This window comes from Xanthomonas hortorum pv. cynarae, assembly GCF_002939985.1.
Classification (GTDB): Bacteria; Pseudomonadota; Gammaproteobacteria; order Xanthomonadales; family Xanthomonadaceae; genus Xanthomonas; species Xanthomonas hortorum_D.
Map to the genome: position 1 here is coordinate 14571 of NZ_MDFM01000004.1, position 20167 is coordinate 34737.

16 protein-coding genes are annotated in these 20167 nt (G+C 65.3%); 14 read left to right on the plus strand and 2 right to left on the minus strand.

From position 1 onward, the window contains the following. The first annotated feature begins 109 nt into the window (after positions 1-109). From XcyCFBP4188_RS03775 to recJ, 11 genes are all read left to right on the plus strand, one after another. Complete coding sequence (locus tag XcyCFBP4188_RS03775) at positions 110-358, plus strand: FeoA family protein (RefSeq protein WP_043909609.1); 249 nt, start codon at positions 110-112, stop codon at positions 356-358. After that, positions 355-2214 (plus strand): ferrous iron transporter B, encoded by a 1860-nt coding sequence (gene feoB / locus XcyCFBP4188_RS03780; protein ID WP_104591658.1) that lies wholly within the window; start codon positions 355-357, stop codon positions 2212-2214. The genes XcyCFBP4188_RS03775 and feoB overlap by 4 nt, the downstream gene beginning before the upstream one ends. A gap of 1 nt (position 2215) precedes the next feature. Then, positions 2216-2470, plus strand: a complete 255-nt coding sequence (locus tag XcyCFBP4188_RS03785) for a DUF6587 family protein (RefSeq protein WP_043909610.1) — start codon at positions 2216-2218, stop codon at positions 2468-2470. A gap of 52 nt (positions 2471-2522) precedes the next feature. Continuing rightward, complete coding sequence (locus tag XcyCFBP4188_RS03790; RefSeq protein WP_006451523.1) at positions 2523-3725, plus strand: aminotransferase-like domain-containing protein; 1203 nt, start codon at positions 2523-2525, stop codon at positions 3723-3725. 132 nt (positions 3726-3857) lie between these two features. Further along, positions 3858-4574 (plus strand): 4-hydroxy-tetrahydrodipicolinate reductase, encoded by a 717-nt coding sequence (gene dapB / locus XcyCFBP4188_RS03795; protein WP_006451524.1) that lies wholly within the window; start codon positions 3858-3860, stop codon positions 4572-4574. A gap of 239 nt (positions 4575-4813) precedes the next feature. Next, positions 4814-5947 (plus strand): glutamine-hydrolyzing carbamoyl-phosphate synthase small subunit, encoded by a 1134-nt coding sequence (gene carA / locus XcyCFBP4188_RS03800; protein ID WP_006451525.1) that lies wholly within the window; start codon positions 4814-4816, stop codon positions 5945-5947. 17 nt (positions 5948-5964) lie between these two features. Beyond that, positions 5965-6300, plus strand: coding sequence for a hypothetical protein (locus XcyCFBP4188_RS03805; protein WP_225306983.1), 336 nt, complete (start codon positions 5965-5967; stop codon positions 6298-6300). 114 nt (positions 6301-6414) lie between these two features. Beyond that, on the plus strand, positions 6415-9657 hold the full coding sequence (gene carB, locus XcyCFBP4188_RS03810) for a carbamoyl-phosphate synthase large subunit (protein ID WP_074057555.1): 3243 nt from the start codon (positions 6415-6417) through the stop codon (positions 9655-9657). Positions 9658-9665: 8 nt separating this feature from the next. Then, positions 9666-10130 (plus strand): transcription elongation factor GreA, encoded by a 465-nt coding sequence (greA, locus tag XcyCFBP4188_RS03815; protein ID WP_006451528.1) that lies wholly within the window; start codon positions 9666-9668, stop codon positions 10128-10130. Between the two features lie 43 nt (positions 10131-10173). Continuing rightward, on the plus strand, positions 10174-11094 hold the full coding sequence (locus XcyCFBP4188_RS03820) for a hypothetical protein (RefSeq protein ID WP_006451529.1): 921 nt from the start codon (positions 10174-10176) through the stop codon (positions 11092-11094). After that, the gene (recJ, locus tag XcyCFBP4188_RS03825; RefSeq protein WP_006451530.1) at positions 11091-12830 is read left to right on the plus strand and encodes a single-stranded-DNA-specific exonuclease RecJ; all 1740 of its coding nucleotides are present in this window, start codon (positions 11091-11093) and stop codon (positions 12828-12830) included. The genes XcyCFBP4188_RS03820 and recJ overlap by 4 nt, the downstream gene beginning before the upstream one ends. An 801-nt stretch (positions 12831-13631) precedes the next feature. Here the strand turns inward: recJ and XcyCFBP4188_RS03830 are convergent. Together XcyCFBP4188_RS03830 and XcyCFBP4188_RS03835 are read right to left on the minus strand one after the other, a co-directional pair. After that, positions 13632-14669: a DUF1176 domain-containing protein gene (locus tag XcyCFBP4188_RS03830; RefSeq protein WP_043909383.1), complete on the minus strand. Its 1038-nt coding sequence runs from the start codon at positions 14667-14669 to the stop codon at positions 13632-13634. 101 nt (positions 14670-14770) lie between these two features. After that, entirely contained in the window at positions 14771-15985 is a 1215-nt protein-coding gene (locus XcyCFBP4188_RS03835; protein ID WP_043909378.1) for an acyltransferase family protein, read from the minus strand. A gap of 152 nt (positions 15986-16137) precedes the next feature. On the opposite strand from XcyCFBP4188_RS03835, the gene XcyCFBP4188_RS03840 reads away from it, so the two are divergent. The 3 genes from XcyCFBP4188_RS03840 to lysS all read left to right on the plus strand — a co-directional run bounded on the left by XcyCFBP4188_RS03840 (position 16138) and on the right by lysS (position 20145). Continuing rightward, entirely contained in the window at positions 16138-17061 is a 924-nt protein-coding gene (locus XcyCFBP4188_RS03840) for a LytTR family DNA-binding domain-containing protein (RefSeq protein WP_046932886.1), read from the plus strand. A 222-nt stretch (positions 17062-17283) separates the two neighbouring features. Beyond that, positions 17284-18409 (plus strand): peptide chain release factor 2 gene (prfB, locus tag XcyCFBP4188_RS03845; protein WP_104591659.1). Its coding sequence is split into 2 segments (ribosomal slippage): positions 17284-17358 and positions 17360-18409, totalling 1125 coding nucleotides; the frame shifts between segments, so codons are not numbered across the junction. Between the two features lie 218 nt (positions 18410-18627). After that, positions 18628-20145, plus strand: a complete 1518-nt coding sequence (lysS, locus tag XcyCFBP4188_RS03850) for a lysine--tRNA ligase (RefSeq protein WP_006451241.1) — start codon at positions 18628-18630, stop codon at positions 20143-20145. The last annotated feature ends 22 nt before the right edge of the window (positions 20146-20167 follow it).

Sequence of the window (20167 nt, forward strand, 5' to 3'; positions counted from 1 at the left end):
ACGTCCATGAATGGGATGCGAACCATGATAGCGGCACAGCTGGCCCCAGCCATGACGCGGTGCGTCGATGCTAGAATTGAGAACCATTCCTAACAATCAGGCCGTCTTTGTGACGCTGTCCGACATGCCCTTGCATCGCGCCGCCATCGTGGATTCCGTGGAGGATCGCCTCCCCAACGACACGATTGCCCGGCGCCTGCGTGAACTGGGCTTTGTCGCTGGCGAAGAAGTGACGGTGCTGGCGACCGGGCCGGTTGGACGCGAACCGTTGCTGGTGCAGGTCGGTTACACGCGTTTTGCATTGCGTCGCAGTGAGGCCGCGCGCGTGCAGGTGCGCATCGAAGGGGCACAGGCATGAATGCGGCAAGTGTTCCGCTGCGCCTGGCCTTGGTCGGCAACCCCAACAGTGGCAAGACCGCGCTGTTCAACCAGCTGACCGGCAGCCGGCAGAAGGTGGCCAATTACACCGGCGTCACCGTCGAGCGTAAGGAGGGGCATTTCCGTGCGCCGTCCGGACGCGACTTCGCGGTGCTGGATCTGCCCGGTGCCTACAGCCTGCAACCGGCCAGCCTGGACGAAGCGATCACCCGCGACCTGTGCCGCGGTTTCTATCCGGGCGAGCCGGCGCCGGACGTGTTGGTGTGCGTGATGGATGCGACCAACCTGCGTCTGCATTTGCGCTTTGCGCTGGAGCTGCGCGAGTTGGGGCGGCCGATGATCGTGGCCTTGAACATGGTCGACGCCGCGCAACGCCGCGGCATCGTCATCGATCTGCCGGCCTTGGAACAGGCGCTCGGCGTGCCGGTGGTCGAAACGGTGGCAGTGCGGCGCGGTGGCGCCAAGGCCTTGGTCGAGCGCATCGATGCGCAGGCCGCGAGCTTGATCGCACCGGCTGCCACGCCGCCGGCCGACGGTAACTACCATGCGCAGGTACGTCAGATTTTGAGTGCGGCGGTGACGATGCCGACGCGCACCTCGCGCGTGGATGACGCACTGGACCGTTGGTTGCTGCATCCGATCTGGGGTCTGGTGACGCTGGCGGTGGTGATGTTCCTGATCTTCCAGGCGGTGTATGCCTGGGCCACGCCGGTGATGGACCTGATCGATGCCGGCACCGCGATGCTGGGCGAGTGGGTGGGCGCCACGCTGCCGGAAGGCCCGCTCAACAGTCTGCTCAAGGACGGCATCATCGCCGGCCTGGGTGGGGTGATCATCTTCCTGCCGCAGATCCTGATCCTGTTCGCCTTCATCCTGGCGTTGGAAGAATCCGGTTATCTGCCGCGCGCGGCCTTCCTGCTCGACCGCATGATGGCCGCGGCCGGATTGTCCGGGCGCTCGTTCATTCCCTTGCTGTCGAGTTTTGCGTGTGCGGTGCCGGGCATCATGTCCACGCGCAGCATCCAGGACCCGCGCGACCGGCTTGCCACCATCATGGTCGCACCGTTGATGACCTGTTCGGCGCGCTTGCCGGTCTACGCGTTGTTGATTGGCGCCTTCATTCCGCAGAAGACCGTGTGGGGCATTTTCAATCAGCAGGGCCTGATCCTGTTCGCGCTGTACGCCGCGGCCATCGTCAGTGCCTTGCTGGTGTCGTGGACGATGAAGAAGTGGCGGCGCGACAAGAGCGAGCATCCGTTGATGCTGGAGCTGCCGTCCTACCGCGTGCCGCAACTGCGCGATCTGGCCTTGGGCCTGTGGGAACGTGCGGTGATCTTCCTCAAGCGCGTCGGCGGCATCATCCTGGCGCTGACCGTGCTGCTGTGGTTTCTGCTGTCTTTCCCGGAAGCGCCGGCCAATGCGACCTTGCCGGCAATCGACTACAGCTTTGCCGGCCGCATCGGGCATGCGATGGCCATCTTCTTCGCACCGCTGGGCTTCAACTGGCAGATCTGTATCGCGCTGATCCCGGGTCTGGCCGCGCGTGAAGTGGCGGTTGCCTCGTTGGCCACCGTGTATGCATTGTCCGCCGCCGATGACGATGCCGCCGCGCAAGCCTTGTCGCCGCTGATCAGCGATGGCTGGTCGCTGGCCACCGCACTGTCGCTGCTGGTCTGGTACATCTACGCGCCGATGTGCATCTCCACGCTGGCGACCATCAAGCGCGAAACCAACTCGTGGAAGCAGATGACCATCAGCGCGGTGTACCTGTTCGCGCTGGCCTATCTGGCCTCGCTGGTGACCTACCAAGTGGCCGTGCTGCTCGGAGCCGGCTGAGATGGATCTCTCGCTCACGCTGCAATACGTGGTCATCGCATGCGCAGTGCTGCTGAGCCTGTGGGTGGTGTTGAAGAAGCAGTTCCCCGGCGTCTTGCGACGCATGCGTGGCGCGCTGGCGCTGGGTCTGCTGCGCGATGGGCGACCTGGGTGGATGCGATCGCTGGGGCGCCGCGTGGCACCACCGGCGACGCAGGGCGCGGCGGCCTGCGGTGGTTGCGACAGCTGCGGGCCCACGCCGCCGCGTAGTCACTGAACACGCTGCACTGCACAGCGCCTCGGCCACAGGCCTTCGCTATGCTTGACCCATGACGACCTCCTTCCAGATCTCCCGACGTGCGCAGGCGCTGACCAGTTCGGCGATTCGCGAAATCCTCAAGATCACCGAGCGGCCGGAGGTGATTTCCTTCGCCGGTGGCTTGCCGTCGCCGGCCACCTTTCCGGTGGAGCGCATGCGCGCGGCCAGCGATCAGGTATTGCGTGATGCGCCGCAGGCCGCGCTGCAATATGGCCCGACCGAAGGGTATGCGCCGCTGCGCGAATGGGTCGCCGCACGCCTGAGTCGCGACGGCGCCATCATCAGGCCCAGCCAGGTGATGATCACCACCGGCTCGCAGCAGGGCCTGGATTTGCTCGGCAAGGTCTTTATCGACGAAGGCAGCAAGGTGCTGGTGGAAACGCCGAGTTACCTGGGGGCGTTGCAGGCGTTCTCGTTGTTCCAGCCGGCGTTCGTGGGCATGCCCTCGGACGACGACGGTGTGGTGGTGGAGGCGCTGGACCCCGCCATGTTGGCGGACGCGCGTTTTCTGTATTGCCTGCCGAATTTTCAGAATCCCACCGGGCGTCGCTTGCCACTGGCGCGGCGTCAGGCCCTGGTCGCCCGCGCAGCCGAGGCAGGCGTGCCGATCGTCGAAGACGATCCGTACGGCGAGCTGTACTACAGCGGCCAGCCGTTGCCGAGCCTGCTCTCGCTCAACCCGGAGGGCGTGATCTATATGGGCTCGTTCTCCAAGGTGCTCGCGCCCGGGCTGCGGCTGGGCTATGTGGTCGCACCGGAGGCGGTGCTAGGCAAGCTGATCCAGGCCAAGCAGGCGGCCGATCTACACACCCCGTCGTTTACCCAGCGCCTGGTCTACCAGACGCTGCAGGACGATTTTCTCGAGACGCACATCCCGCAAATTCGCGCGCTGTACGCACGCCAGTGCAGGTTGATGCTGGAAGCGCTGGATCGCCATTTCCCGCCACAGGTGCAATGGAACCGTCCCGAAGGCGGCATGTTCCTGTGGGTGAGCTTGCCGCCCGGTCTGGATGGCACGGCGCTGCTGGCCCGTGCGATCGCGCGCAACGTCGCCTTCGTGCCGGGCGCGCCGTTCTACGCCACCTTGCCGCAGACCAATACCTTGCGGCTGTCGTTCGTGACCGTGCCTAGCGAGAAGATCGATGCCGGCATCCGGATCCTGGGCGAGGTGTTGCGCGAGGCGCTGGCCGAGTTACCAGGGCAGGGCGCATAACCTCGGCCAGCACGCCACTGCAAAGCGCACCGATCGCACTGCTCGGCGCTTTTGCGTTTTCCGAATCCCCAATCCCGACTCCCCAATCCCGGCTATCTTGTACAACCCCCATCGCCTAGCTAGCCTGCCGCCATGACAACGTCTCCTGTGAAAGTTCTGATCCACGGCGCCTCCGGGCGGATGGGCAAGGCATTGCTGCGCTTGGCCGCCGAAGACGAGGGCTTGCACGTCGTCGGCGCGGTGGTGGGGCGCTCGCCCTCGCAACGCGTGGTGGACGGCGTGCCGTACTTTGCCGCCAGCGAACTCGGCGGTGCGCCGGCCTTCGATGTGGCGATCGACTTCAGCCTGCCGCAAGGCTTCGCGCCGATCCTGGCCTTGTGTGCGCAACGCGGCAAACCGCTGGTGTCCGGCACCACCGGGCTGGACGATGTGCAGCGCGCTGCGTTGCTCGACGCTGCGGGCAAGATCCCGTTGGTGTGGGCATCCAACTTCAGTCTCGGTGTCGCGGTGCTCACCGAGCTGGTGGAGCGTGCCGCCGGCAGCCTGCCGGGTTGGGATTGCGATATCGTCGAGGCGCATCATGTGCACAAGCAGGACGCGCCATCCGGCACCGCACTGACGCTGGGCGAAGCGGCAACCGGTAGTGGCGCGCAGCCGCGCTTCGCCAGCCTGCGTGCCGGCGATATCGTCGGCGAGCACACGGTGCAGTTCACCGGGCTGGGCGAACGGGTGGAACTGATTCACCGCGCCAGCAACCGCGACATCTTTGCGCGTGGTGCGCTGCATGCGGCCAAACGGCTGATCGGCAAGCCGGCCGGCAGCTATCGGGTGCGTGACCTGGTGCTGTAACCCGGCGCGCAACCGCGCATGAATGGCGAGCCGCTCCAGCAGCGCATTCACCTCGCTGTTGCGATGTCACTGCAGCATCGGGCGCTCTTCAGGCTGGCATGCCGGGGCACTTGCCTTTACAATTCTCGCTTGCCCGAACCAGCGTCGGACCGGTCCTCAGCACCGCGTCCGCGCTTTGCTGCAACCGGAATTTGGCCGGAAGCGCATCGGAGTCCCAGGCAGCCAGAGCGAGACCCCACGTGACCCAACCCGCAATCCTTGTCCTCGAAGACGGCACCGTGTTCGAGGGCGAATCCGTAGGCGCCAACGGGCTTTCCGTCGGCGAAGTGGTGTTCAACACCGCCATGACCGGTTATCAGGAAGTCCTGACCGATCCGTCCTATGCCCGCCAGATGGTCACGCTGACCTATCCGCATATCGGCAACACTGGTTTCACCGATCAGGACGACGAGGCCACAAAGATCTGGGCTGCCGGCCTGATCGTGCGCGATGTGCCGCGTCGCCCCAGCAGCTGGCGGAGCGAAGTGGCTTTGCCGGAATGGCTGCAGGCCCGTGGTGTGGTGGCCATTTCCGGCATCGACACCCGCAAGCTGACCCGCCTGCTGCGGCAGAGGGGCGCCCAGAACGGCGCGCTGATGGCCGGCGAGATCGACGTCGAAAAGGCGCTGGAAGCCGCGCGCAGCTTCCCCGGTCTGAAGGGCATGGACCTGGCCAAGGTGGTCTCGACCGAGACCAGCTACACCTGGCAGGAAGGCTCGCTGGATCTGAACTCAGACACTTTCGTGCGGGCCGAGCTGAAGTACAAAGTCGTGGCCTATGACTACGGCGTCAAGCTGAACATCCTGCGCATGCTGGCCGATCGTGGTTGCGACGTCACCGTGGTGCCGGCGCGCACGCCGGTGGCCGAGGTGCTGGCAATGCAGCCCGATGGCGTGTTCCTGTCCAACGGTCCGGGCGATCCGGAACCCTGCGATTACGCCATCAGCGCGATCCAGGAATTGATCGCCAAGAAGGTGCCGACCTTCGGCATCTGCCTGGGCCATCAGTTGCTGGCGCTGGCCGCCGGTGCCAGGACGGTCAAGATGGCTACCGGCCACCACGGTGCCAATCATCCGGTGCAGGATCTGGATGGCGGGCGAGTGATGATCACCTCGCAGAACCATGGCTTTGCGGTCGACGAAAGCACGTTGCCGGCCAATGTGCGGGTGACCCATCGTTCGCTGTTCGATGGCACCAATCAGGGCATCGCACTGACCGACGCCCCGGCGTTCTCGTTCCAGGGCCACCCGGAAGCCTCGCCGGGCCCGCGCGACGTGGGGCCGTTGTTCGATCGGTTCGTGGCATTGATGGTCAAGGATGCCGAGCGCGCATGAGCGCTCGGTTGATAGGTGTGTTGATCCTGCTGGTGGGCGCTGCCCTGGCTTACTGGGGCGTGTGGATGCCGCTGGAGCAGGCACGCGCTGGCGCCGAGTCGATCACGCTGCATGGCGGCATGAAGCTGGCCTTGATGGTGCCGATGTGCGTCGTGTTCGGCGTCGGCTATGTGATTGGAGGGGAATCCTTTCACCATCGCATGCAGAACAGCGACCCGGACAAGGTGCGCCGCTGGGGCAAGACCTCCGCGATCGGCTGGCTGCTGATCCTGGGCAGCCTTGCCGCGTCCTTCGGGCTGTATCAATGGCTTCAGCACACCCTGCACGGCCTCGGCTATGGATCTGCCGGATGACCGCTGCTTTCGGCTCAGCCAAGTCGATCAATCATCACGCTGCGTTGCGATGCGATCGCCGCGGCCACTCTTCCGTACTTGCGGCTCGCCGCAAGTCCTTCATCGAGTAAAGAAATGCCAAAGCGCACCGACCTAAAAACCATCCTGATCATCGGCGCCGGCCCGATCGTCATCGGCCAGGCCTGCGAGTTCGATTACTCCGGCGCGCAGGCGTGCAAGGCGCTGCGCGACGAGGGCTACCGCGTGGTCCTGGTCAACAGCAATCCGGCCACGATCATGACCGACCCGGACATGGCCGATGCGGTCTACATCGAGCCGATCAACTGGCAGACGGTCGAGAAGATCATCGCCAAGGAAAAGCCCGACGCCCTGCTGCCGACCATGGGCGGGCAGACCGCGCTGAACTGCGCATTGGATCTGGCTGACCATGGCGTGCTGGAGAAGTACAACGTCGAGCTGATCGGCGCCAAGCGCGAAGCGATCCGCATGGCCGAAGACCGCGAGCTGTTCCGCGTGGCGATGGGCGAGATCGGTCTGGATTGCCCCAGGGCCGAAGTGGCGCACACGCTGGAAGAAGCGCTGGATATCCAGACCCGCGTCGGTTACCCGACCATCATCCGCCCCAGCTTCACGTTGGGCGGCAGCGGCGGCGGCATCGCCTACAACCGCGAAGAGCTGATCGACATCGTCGGCCGTGGCCTGGAGCTGTCGCCGACCACCGAAGTGCTGGTGGAAGAATCGGTGCTGGGCTGGAAGGAATTCGAGATGGAAGTTGTGCGCGACACCGCGGACAACTGCATCATCGTCTGCGCGATCGAAAACCTCGATCCGATGGGCGTGCACACCGGCGACTCGATCACCGTGGCGCCGGCGCAGACCCTCACCGACAAGGAATATCAGCGCCTGCGCGATGCCTCGATCGCGGTGCTGCGCAAGATCGGTGTGGACACCGGCGGCTCCAACGTGCAGTTCGGTATCAGCCCGACCAACGGCCGGGTGGTGGTGATCGAAATGAATCCGCGCGTGTCGCGCTCCTCGGCGCTGGCCTCCAAGGCCACTGGCTTCCCGATCGCCAAGGTCGCCGCCAAGCTGGCGGTGGGTTACACGCTGGACGAGTTGAAGAACGAGATCACCGGCGGTTTGACCCCGGCCTCGTTCGAGCCGTCGATCGACTACGTGGTCACCAAGATTCCGCGCTTTGCTTTCGAAAAATTCCCGCAGGCCGATGCGCGCCTGACCACCCAGATGAAGTCGGTGGGCGAGGTGATGGCGATGGGCCGCACCTTCCAGGAATCGCTGCAGAAAGCGCTGCGTGGCCTGGAAACCGGCAAGATCGGGCTGGACCCGACCGGCCTGGATCTGAGCAGCGAAGACGATATCGCCGCGCTCAAGCGCGAGCTCAAGGCGCCGGGCCCGGAGCGTTTGTTCTACGTCGCCGATGCGTTCCGCGCCGGCATGAGCGTGGCCGATATCTACGCGCTGTCGTTCATCGATCCGTGGTTCCTGGACCAGATCGAAGAACTGATCAGCCATGAGCAGCAGCTCGCCGACGACGGTATGGCTTCGCTGGATGCCGCGCGCCTGCGCACGCTCAAGCGCGCCGGTTTCTCCGATGCGCGGTTGGCCGAGTTGACCGGCACCAACGAAGAATCGGTGCGCACGCTGCGTCGCGCACTCAAGGTGCGCCCGGTCTACAAGCGCGTGGATTCGTGCGCGGCCGAATTCGCCACCAGCACCGCCTATCTGTATTCGACCTACGAGGACGAATGCGAAGCGCTGCCGACCGATCGCGACAAGATCATGATCCTGGGCGGTGGCCCCAACCGCATCGGCCAGGGCATCGAGTTCGATTACTGCTGCGTGCATGCGGCACTGGCGCTGCGCGATGACGGCTACGAGACCATCATGGTCAACTGCAACCCGGAAACCGTGTCCACCGATTACGACACCTCCGACCGACTGTACTTCGAGCCGTTGACGCTGGAAGACGTGCTGGAAATCGTCGAGCTGGAAAAACCCAAAGGCGTGATCGTGCAGTACGGCGGCCAGACCCCGCTGAAGCTGGCGCGTGCGCTGGAAGCCAATGGCGTGCCGGTGATTGGCACCTCGCCCGATTCGATCGATCTGGCCGAAGACCGCGAGCGTTTCCAGCAACTGGTCGACAAGCTGGGATTGAAGCAGCCGCCGAACCGCATCGCGCGCAATTCAGAAGAAGCCTTGGTGCTGGCACGCGAGATCGGCTATCCGCTGGTGGTGCGCCCGAGTTATGTGCTGGGCGGCCGCGCGATGGAGATTGTTTACGGCGAGTCCGACCTGGCGCGCTACGTGCGCGATGCGGTCAAGGTCTCCAACGATTCGCCGGTGCTGCTGGACCGCTTCCTGGATAACGCGGTGGAAGTGGACGTGGACATCATTGCCGACAAGGACGGCAACGTGCTGATCGGCGGCTTGATGGAGCACATCGAAGAAGCCGGCGTGCATTCGGGCGATTCGTCGTGCTCGCTGCCGCCTTATTCGCTCTCGCCCAAGACTCAGGCCGAGCTGCGCCGTCAGGTCGTCATGCTGGCTGAAGGCTTGAACGTGGTCGGCCTGATGAACACGCAGTTCGCGGTGCAGGTCGATGAGGCCGGCGACGATGTGGTGTTTTTGCTGGAAGTGAACCCGCGCGCCTCGCGCACCGTGCCGTTCGTGTCCAAGGCCACCGGCATGCCGCTGGCCAAGATCGCCGCACGCTGCATGGCCGGCAAGACGCTGGCCGAGCAGGGCGCCACCAAGGAAATCGTGCCGGATTACTACTCGGTGAAGGAAGCGATCTTCCCGTTCGCCAAGTTCCAGGGCGTAGACCCGATCCTCGGGCCGGAGATGCGCTCCACCGGTGAGGTGATGGGCGTGGGCCGCAGCTTCAGCGCCGCGTTCGCGCGTGCGCAGGAGGCCGGCGGCATCAAGGCGCCGCCGGTGGGCAAGGCGTTCGTGTCGGTGCGCGACCCGGACAAGAAGCGCGTGTTGCCGGTGGCGCAGGCGCTGGTGGAGCGTGGCTATACGTTGGTCGCCACGCGCGGCACCGGCGCCTGGCTGCAGGAAAACGGGTTGAGTTGCGAAATCGTCAACAAGGTCGCCGAAGGGCGCCCGCATATCGTCGATTCGATCAAGAACGGCGAGATCGTGTACATCGTCAACACCACCGAAGGGCGCGCCGCCATCTCCGATTCGTTCTCGATTCGGCGTGAAGCGCTGCAGCATCGCGTGACCTATTCGACCACTGTCGCCGGCGCCAAGGCGCTGGTGCATTCGCTGGAATTCCGCGGCACCGGCCCTGTGTGGTCGCTGCAGGAACTGCACAAGGAGCTGCAAGCATGAGAGCACCCATGACCGCGAAGGGCGCCCAGCGTCTGCGCGAAGAACTCGATCAGCTGAAGTCGGTCAAGCGCCCGGCGGTGATCAGCGCGATCGCCGAAGCGCGTGCGCACGGCGATCTGAAAGAAAATGCCGAATACCACGCCGCGCGCGAGCAGCAGAGCTTCATCGAAGGCCGCATCAAGCAGCTGGAAGGCGAGCTCTCGCATGCCGAGATCATCGACATCACCAAGTTGTCGGCCGGCAACAAGATCGTGTTCGGCGCCACCGTGACGCTGGCCGACACCGAGACCGACGAAGAGAAGCGCTACCAGATCGTTGGCGATCTGGAAGCGGACATCAAGCTGGGCATGATCGCGATCTCCTCGCCATTGGCACGTGCGTTGATCGGCAAGCTGGAAGGCGATTCGGTCACCATCGACGCGCCGGCCGGCCAGCGCGACTACGAAGTCGTCAGCGTTGCCTATCTAGATTGATTGCCTGGACTGATCGACTGCCATTGATCGACGCCACCGACCGATGACGACCGCAACGCTGCTGCTGCCGGAAACACGCCGTCTACCCGGCGAGTTGGGCGACACGCCGGTGGCGCGTGCGCTTGCGCGTGCCGACCAGCAAAGCACCGAGTCCGGCGAAGTGGCGCAGTTGCAACGCCACTTCACGCTGACGCCTGCGCACTGGCCGGTGGCAGCGCTGACCCGTCAGCTCGATGCCGGCGATGCCGCGGGCGCGACCTGGGTACGTGCCGATCCGGCCTATGTGGTGCCGGATATGCAGGGCGCGCGCTTGATGGGCTACGGCGAGGCGCTCGGCCCCACTGCCGAGGACCTGGCGGTGTTGCTGCCCATCCTCAAGCCGATGTTCGGCGATGCCGGGTTTCTGCTGGATGCGCCAACGCCCTCGCGCTGGTATCTGCGGCTGTCGCCGGATGCCAAGCTGCCGGAATTCGCGCCGCCGGATCTGGCGATCGGCGACGACTTGTTCGAGCATCTTCCCGCCGGCGATGTCGGCCGGCGCTGGCGCGCGTTGTTGACCGAAGCGCAGGTGCTGCTGCATCAACATCCCTGGAACGAAGGCCGCGTGGCCAGCGGCAAACCGGCGATCAATTCGCTGTGGTTCTGGGGCGGCGGCGTGCTGCCGCATGCGGTGAGTTCGCCGCATCGGCAAGTGCGCAGCCGCGAGTCGCTGCTACGTGCGCTGGCCCTGGCGGCCGGTGCCGATGCGCAGGGCGAACAACGCGTGGATGCATTGGTGGATCTGCGTCATCTGCGGTCGCTGCAGCAATTCAGCGACGACGCGGTGGCGCCGTTGCTGGCGGCCATGGCACGTGGCGAGCTGGATCGGCTGGTACTGGATTTCCAGGACGGGCAGACCGTCTCGCTGACGCACGCGCAACGCTGGCGTTTCTGGCGCAAGCCGCGCTTACAGCTGGCGCAATGACGTCCACTCCGCAGATCGTCCGGCGCCCGCCCGGGCAGGCCGGCAGTTGGCCCGATTCCATGTTGCCGCTGTTGCGCCGCATCTATGCCGCGCGCGGTGTCACCGATACGCAAGGCGCGCATCCGCGGTTGGGGCAACTGCTGTCGCCGGAGTTGCTGCACAACAGCGACGTTGCTGCCGAGCTGCTGGCCGATGCGATCGCACACCAGCGCCGCATCCTGGTGGTGGGCGATTTCGATTGCGATGGCGCCACCGCGTGCGCGGTTGGCGTGCGCGGCTTGCGCATGCTCGGCGCGCTGGATGTGCATCACGCGGTGCCCAATCGCATGGTGCATGGCTATGGCCTGTCGCCTGCGCTGGTGGACGAACTGGCCGCGTTGCAGCCGGATCTGCTGGTCACCGTCGATCACGGCATCGCCTGTCATGCCGGTGTGGCCGCGGCCAAGGCGCGCGGTTGGACCGTGCTGGTCACCGATCATCACTTGCCCGGCGAGGTGTTGCCGCCTGCCGATGCGATCGTGGATCCGAATCTGGCCAACGACAGCTTCCCGAGCAAGTCGTTGGCCGGCGTTGGTGTGATTTTCTACGTGCTGCTGGCATTGCGCAGTGTGTTGCGCGCGCGCGGCGCATTTGCCGACCGCGCCGAACCGGATCTGTCGGTGTTGCTGGACCTGGTCGCGGTCGGCACCGTCGCCGATCTGGTGCCGCTGGATACAAACAACCGTGCGCTGGTCTCGGCCGGCTTGCGCCGCCTGCGCGAGGGCAGGGGCTGTATCGGACTGCGCGCCCTGATCGATGCCAGCGGTCGCGATGTGGCGCGCCTGAGCGCCAGCGACATCGGATTCGCGCTCGCCCCACGCCTCAATGCCGCGGGCCGCCTCGAAGACATGGCCTTGGGCATCGAGCTATTGCTCAGCGAAGACTGGAGCCGCGCACGCGAGATCGCCGGCACCCTGGAAGAGATCAACGCCGAGCGCCGCGCGGTGCAGCAGTTGATGACCGACGACGCCGAGCAAGCCGTCACCAAAGTGGTGCTGGATGCCGATGGCGAATTGCCGATCGCGGCCTGCCTGTTCGATGCCGAGTGGCATCCCGGCGTCATTGGATTGGTCGCTTCCAAACTCAAGGACCGCCTGCATCGCCCGGTGATCGCGCTGGCGCCGGCCGAGCCGGGCAGCAGCCTGTTGCGCGGCTCGGCGCGGTCGATTCCCGGCCTGCATATCCGCGATGTGCTGGCGGCGGTGGATGCGCGCCACCCGGGCCTGATCCAGAAGTTCGGCGGGCATGCGATGGCAGCAGGGTTGAGCATGGATCACGCCGCGCTGGCCACGTTTGAACAGGCATTCCGGTCGCAAGTGCAATCGATGGTGGATGCCTCGCTACTGCACGCCGAATTGCACAGCGATGGCGAACTGGCTGCGCACGAACTCGATCACCTGCATGCCGAAGCGCTGCGCGTGGCCGGGCCGTGGGGGCAGGGCTTTCCCGAACCGTTATTCGATGGTCGGTTCGAGGTGCTGCAGTGCCGCGTACTCAAGGAGCGCCATCTCAAGTTGACGCTGCGTTGCGCCGGGCGCGCCGAGCCGCTCAATGCGATCCACTTCAACGGCTGGCGCGGTAGTGAGCCGGGTCGGATGGTGCGGCTGGCCTACCGCCTGGTCAGCGACGATTATCGCGGCGGCACCGCGGTGCAATTGATCGTCGAACATTGCGAGCCGGCAACCGTCACGGCCTGATCTGCTGGCTTGGCGCGATGGTTCCAAGCCGCGTTGGTCGAGGGCGCGGTGTCCTCACCGCACCGCTCGCTGGACACGCCGTGAATCCGTCCGTGTAGGGCGCTGAGGGTACGGTTCTAAGCGCGCGGCTGTCAGTCGCTGGCCTCGGTAGGGGCGGCAGCCGCTGGCTTCGGTAGGGGCGGCAGCGCGGCCGGGGATCGGCTCCTCGGCTCGGTCAGACATCCTGTCTGACTCGCCGCCGCGGCACATCCGTGTGCCGCTCTCCGCCAATCCCCGGCCACGCTGCCGCCTCGGCTTGTCGTTTCCATGACCTGGTCGAGGCACGACAATTCGTCATCTTGTTTTCCAGTGACCCACGCGATTCGCGATGACAAGTATGTAGGTGCTTTCTTAAAGGCCTGTGTTGTTCGGCGTGTGCCGGGAAGCTGACCGGACGCGCCGTGATCCGAGAAACACGTGTCATGCTCTGCTAGCAACCACGCACACCGACCATCTTCGATGGTCCTTGCCCGCCCACCGTCGCGGGACCTTACGCGGCATGGATGCCGCGTAAGAGCCTACATGGACGTACTTGCGGCGTGTCCCGCGATGGTGGGCGGGCAAGGGCCTTGCAGCCAAGCTGCAGCTCAGCCGCTCTGCACTTGACGGCGCACTCACAAGCGGCATTTGCGCGGTGGTACATGCCCTAGCGGCCGCACGCCTGATGGCCGCAAAGTAGTTTCATTCGCCGCTCAAAGCGTCTTGCAAGACAGTGCAAGCGCGCACTGGCGCTAGCACTCACTCGCACTGTCCTCGCATCGATCAAGGTGACTTCTTGACCTCGGTCACCAGCGTCGGCAATTCCCATGCGCCGCCCGCGGCCACCAGCCGGCACAGGCCGGAGGTGGATTTGGAGGTCGGCACAAACCGGCGGCCGTCCCAGGTCCAGCTGGCCTGGCTGTAGCAATCGCCCAGACCTCGCCCCTTGTGCGATGCGAGGATGGTCGCCTCATCCAGACCGCTGGCCTGGGTGGTGATCAAGGTGGGCGCGAACGGCGCGCGCGCATTGATGACCCAATAGCCGGTGCCGACGTTGTAGGCGCCCATCCAGCAATCGGTCGAGACCAATAATTTGTCGCTGCTGAGCCGGGTGATCGTCAGCGGTTCCGGCGCAGTGCTTGCGTCCAGCCCCTTGCATTCGTCGTTGGCCGGCAAGCTGGCACGCAGCGCCTGATAGAGCGCCGGCAGTTTGCCCAGGCGCGCATCGGCCGCTTGCGGCGCGGCGAGTTTGGCTTCGCGCACCTGCGGTACCGTCAGAGCCGGCAGCACTGCGGCTTCGTCGTGATCGCCCTTGCGCACCAGCGCACCACGCGTGCCCAGCCGGCCCTGGAATTCGTCCATCTTCAGCAGCACCGCCGCCGCGCCGCGGTCGGACAGCTGCCAGCGGCGACCATCGTTGCCGAGCGCCACGATCTTGCTGCTGCGTGTCAGCGCGGCCAGCAGTGCGGTGACCTGCGCGCTGGTCAGCAGCGCGGTGCCGCTGTCGCGATTGAGCGCCAGCTTGCCCAGATCGCGCTGGTCGATGCGCAATGTGAGCGACGCCGGCATCTTGACCTCGTCGTACTGGCCCAGCATCAACTCGGCCGTCACCGCTTGCCCGGCCCCGGCCTTGCGGGTCAGCAGCACCGACACCGGCGTACTGTCGCCTTCGTCCGGCTGGTAACCGGCAGCGCGGCAGGTGCGGGTGTTGTCGCAGGCGATGGTCCAGTCTTCATGGTCGAAGGCGATGCCGACCGGGGCCTCGGCAAGGGCGGCGACGGGCGTCAGCAACAAGGTGGCGGCGAGCAGGGTGGGGCGCATGGTGTTCTTCGAAAGAGCGTGTCCGGCGCGCATCTTGCGGTGCTGCGGATAGGCCGTCCAGTCCATCGCGCGCCAAACAGCGCCATCGGTGCGCAATGCGTTCATGACGGCATCGGCATGACGTCGACTTGCCTCGTCGAACGCTGCGTGCGCCCACGCAATCCGAACAAGGGGCGCAGCCAGCGCACGCGGCGGATCGCATATTCATGCAGTGCCAGACCGCCGATCACGGTGGCGGCAATCACCAGCGCCGGTTCCAGCCAGGCATTCAGGTGCAACGGCATCAGCCAGTAGAGCGCCACGATGATCAGGCTCTGATGCAGGATGTACCACGGGAACACTGCCTCGGTGCAGTAAGGCAGCCAGCGGAATGGACGGTTCAAACGGTGCCTGGCCCAGCCAAGCATCGTCAGCAGCGCCAGCCAGGTGTAGGCGGCACGTGCGCTGTGTTCCACGTTTTCCCAGGGCAGCGCAGCCAGCGTTGCACCCAGTTGCGCCGGTTGTCCATGGATGCCGACATAACGGATTGCCAGTTCGGTGTCGATCGCCAATAGCGCGGCGCCGAGTGTGAGCCACCGCATCCGCACCGCCCAAGCCCAGAAACGCTCGCGGCGTGCCAGCATGTACCCCAGCACGAACAGCGGGAACGATTCGGCATGCACGAACCAGTCGCCGACCAGCGCGTGGGTGGGCGGGTGGCGCGGCATCACCCACAACACGCAGAACGCTTCCCACAGGATCGGCAACAGCAGCAGTGCCGGCACCGCCAGCGCAGCGGGCAAGCGAGGCAACGCGGCCAACCGCAGCGGTCGTGTCAGCGATACCAGCGCCATCAACGCGATGGTGTAGGGCAGCAGGTAGGCCAGATACCACAGATGATTCCAGGTGATGCCGTGCTCCCAACCATCGAAGCTACCGGCCGGCCACGGCCGCACCTGCCAATAGCGCAGCAAGAAGGTTCCGAAGCCCGGGCTGACCTTGCCGTTGCTCACGCCCTGGCAATACGCCTGCACCGCAACCACCACGAACATGCCGAACAGCAACGGTGGCAGCAACCGCCCGCAGCGCTGCAAGGCGAAACGCCAGGGCCTGGCCTGCGGCCGCGATAGCCCGATCGCGATGCCGGAGATCATGAACAACAACGGCATCCGCCAGCGATTGAGCACGATCATCGGCCACTGCAACCACTGCGCCGTGTGCACGCTCTTGAGGTGGAAATCCCAGTCGGCCACATAGGCCATGCCCACGTGATAGAGGATCAGCAGTGCGAAGGCGAAGACGCGCAAGGCGTCGATATCGTGGCGGCGCTCGGTCATGGTCGTGTCGGTTGAGGGCATGCCTGCATCCTCGTCAGATCCGGCCCCATGTAGCTGCCCCAAGGGTGACAACGCGCTCCCCGAGTGACCAATCGCGGCGCTGCAGGGACGAACCGGGGACGGCAAGCGTGCGGTTTCCCTAGAATGCGCGGATGAATTCACCTGTTCCCGGGGCCATTCCACCCAATACCGACGGCGCTCCCAGCGCAGGCAAGCGCTGGGTGGCGTTGATCTGGTTGCTGGTTTTCTATGGCAGCGCGCTCGGCAACACCGCGACCGTCTGGCTGGCGGCGCGTCGCGACGGTCAGCCGTTGCTGTTGTGGCAGGTGCTGACCTGGGAGCTGAGTAGCGCGACCGCCTCGTTATTGCTCCTGCCGCTGTTGCTCTGGCTATGCCGGCGCTGGCCGCTGCATGCCGATGTCTGGCGGCGGCGCATTCCGCTTTATATGGCGGCCGGGCTGGTCTGGTGGTTGCTGCACGTCAGCGGCATGGTGCTGTTGCGCAAGCTGGTCTATCTCGCGGTGGGGGCGCACTACGACTTCGGTGGCTGGCGCTTGCAGTGGGTGTACGAACTCTCCAAGGATCTGCGCACCTTCGCCTTGCTGGTGGCGCTGCAACACACGCTGGCCTGGTATGGGCGGCGTCGGCAGGGCGAGGCGCATCTGCTGGCCGCGCCGGACGAAGGCGCGCCGGTGGAGCCGCTGGATCGCCCGCAACGCTTTCTGGTGCGCAAGCTGGGACGCGACTTCCTGGTCGCCACCGCCGACATCGAATGGGTCCAGGCCTCGGGCAACTACGTCAATCTGCACGTGCGCTGCCACGACTACCCGCTGCGCAGCACCATGGCCGCGATCGAGGCCAAACTCGATCCGGCGATGTTCGTGCGCATCCACCGCAGCTACCTGGTGAAGCTGACACGCGTGCAGGCGATCGAACCGCTGGAATCCGGCGATGCCCGCGTGCACCTGACCGATGCAACGGTATTGCCATGCAGCCGCCGCTATCTGGCTGCGTTGCGGACAGTGGCCGGGCAGGCGCCCGTCGCGCAACGGGCCGAGCCTGCACCGGCTGGCTGAGTGGAGCGGCGCCGATCGTATGCAAAGCCGCCTTTGTCCGGGCTGCGTCACTCAGCGCCCCGGCACCTGACCTGTGCGCCGGCCAGGCTGCCGACTGCACCGACCGGCGCTTCCCGATGCTTGCTGTGCCCGCAGAACGCTGCGACCCGGCATGGCCACCGCCGCGTTCCGCCGCCGCCGCCCGCTTGCTAAACTACCGGGCTTGTTTGCCGGAAGTCCGTCATGATCGAAACCAATCCGATCCGCCAGCGCATCACCGATCTCAACGATCGCGTGCTCTCGCTCAGGGGGTATCTTTGACTACGACGTCAAGAAAGAGCGTTTAGAGGAAGTCACCCGGGAGCTTGAAAATCCCGATGTGTGGAACGATTCCGAGCGCGCGCAGGCCCTGGGCCGCGAGCGCTCGATGCTGGAAAAGACCGTCATCGGCATTGCCGACGTGCTGGCCGGCCTGGCCGACGCCGCCGACCTGCTGGAACTGGCCGAAAGCGAGCAGGACGAAGACACCGCCGTGGCGGTGCTTGCCGACCTGGACAAGTATCAGGTGCATGTCGAGAAGCTGGAATTCCAGCGCATGTTCTCCGGCCAGATGGACGGCGCCAACGCGTTCGTCGACATCCAGGCGGGCGCCGGTGGCACCGAGGCGCAGGACTGGGCCGAAATCCTGTTGCGCATGTATCTGCGCTGGGCCGAGTCGCGCGGCTGGAAGACCGAGCTGATGGAAGTATCCGGCGGTGAAGTCGCGGGCATCAAATCGGCCACCATCCGCATCGAAGGCGAGTTCGTCTATGGCTGGCTGAAGACCGAGATCGGCGTGCACCGGCTGGTGCGCAAGTCGCCGTTCGACTCGGACAACCGCCGGCATACCAGCTTCACCTCGGTATTCGTGTCGCCGGAAGTGGACGACAACATCGAGATCGACATCAATCCGGCCGATCTGCGCACCGACGTGTATCGCTCCTCCGGCGCCGGTGGTCAGCACGTCAACAAGACCGAATCGGCGGTGCGTATCACGCATATTCCGACCAACACCGTGGTGGCCTGTCAGACCGGCCGCAGCCAGCACCAGAACCGCGACAACGCGATGAAGATGCTGGCCGCCAAGTTGTACGAGCTGGAAGTGCAAAAGCGCAACGTCGAACGCGACGCGCTGGAAGCCACCAAGTCCGACATCGGCTGGGGCAGCCAGATCCGCAACTACGTGCTCGACCAGAGCCGCATCAAGGATCTGCGTACCGGCATCGAGCGCAGCGATACGCAGAAGGTGCTCGACGGCGATCTGGACGAATTCGTCGAGGCCAGCCTCAAGGCCGGTCTGGCGGCAGGCTCCAAACGCCTGGATGCCTGACCGCTGCGCGAGGTCGATGTGCCTGCGCGCATCGACCTCGCGCCGCCTGCGGCCGCAATGCGTCCTGATCGTGCAGCGGCTGCAGATTGCCCAACAGTCGACACTGCTGCACCGCGCAGTCGTCACAGTCCCACCGTAAAACAAGGCAGCAACCGGCACGTCCGGTTCCTCACTCCCCACCGGGCACGCGCCCGACCCACAGCAGATCGATTCCCGCCATGACCGAACAGACCCCCGCGCCGCAGATCCCCGCCGACGAGAACAGCCTCATCGCCGAGCGTCGCGCGAAACTGGGCGCGTTGCGCAGCCAGGGCATCGCCTATCCCAACGATTTCGTGCGCGAGCAGTTCGCCGGCGACCTGCAGGCCGAATTCGCCGATGCCGAGACCTGGACCCCCGAGGCGCTGGAAGCGAGCGGCCGCACCGTCAGGATGGCCGGCCGCCTGATGGCCAAGCGGGTGATGGGCAAGGCGAGTTTTGCGCAGATCCAGGACGAGTCCGGGCGGGTGCAATTGTTTCTGCAGGGCAATGTGTTGGGCGATGCCTACACCGCGTTCAAGGGCTGGGATGTCGGCGACATCGTCGCAGTGGAGGGCGGGTTGACCCGCACCAAGACCGGCGAGCTGTCGGTCAAGGCCACTGCGCTGCGCCTCCTAACCAAGTCGCTGCGCCCGCTGCCGGACAAGTGGCATGGCCTCTCGGACGTGGAGCAGCGCTATCGCCAGCGCTATGTCGATCTGATCGTGACCCCGGAAGCGCGCGAGGTCTTCATCAAGCGCTCCAAGATCATCCGCGCCATGCGCGCCTGGCTGGACGCGCGCCGCTTCCTGGAAGTGGAAACGCCGATGATGCATTACATCCCCGGTGGCGCCACCGCCAAGCCGTTCACCACCCACCACAACGCGCTGGATCTGGATCTGTACCTGCGCGTGGCGCCGGAGCTGTATCTCAAGCGGCTGGTGGTCGGTGGGCTGGAACGCGTCTACGAGATCAACCGCAATTTCCGCAACGAGGGCGTGTCGACCCGGCACAACCCCGAGTTCACCATGCTCGAACTCTACGAGGCCTATGCCACGTACCACGAGATCATGGATCTGACCGAGCAGGTGATCCGCGATACCGCGCAGTCGGTGCTGGGCACCACCCAGGTGAACTGGGATGGCGCCGACATCGACCTGGCGCCGGCTTTCCGGCGCTGGCGCATGGATGAGGCCGTTCGCCATCACAATCCGGACATCAGCGCGGCCGATTGCACCGATCGCGCTGCGCTGCTGGGCCATTGCGAGCGCCTGAAGATCAAGGTCAAGCCGTCCTACGGCTGGGGCAAGCTGCTGCTGGAAATCTTCGAGGCCACCGTGGAGCACACCTTGGTGCAGCCGACCTTCATTACCGATCATCCGGTCGAAGTGTCGCCGCTGGCGCGTTCCAGCGACACCGAGCCGGGGTACACCGATCGCTTCGAGCTTTTCATCAACGGCAAGGAACTGGCCAACGGTTTTTCCGAGCTCAATGACCCCGAAGACCAGGCCGCGCGCTTCCAGGCGCAGGTGCAGGCCAAGGATGGTGGCGACGACGAAGCGATGCATTACGACGCTGATTACATCCGTGCGTTGGAGTACGGCATGGCGCCGACCGGTGGTCTGGGCATCGGCATCGACCGCCTGGTGATGCTGCTGACCGGCAGCACCTCGATCCGCGATGTGCTGCTGTTCCCGTATATGCGTCCGGAAGCCTGATGCTCTGCGCCGTCGGGTCGCC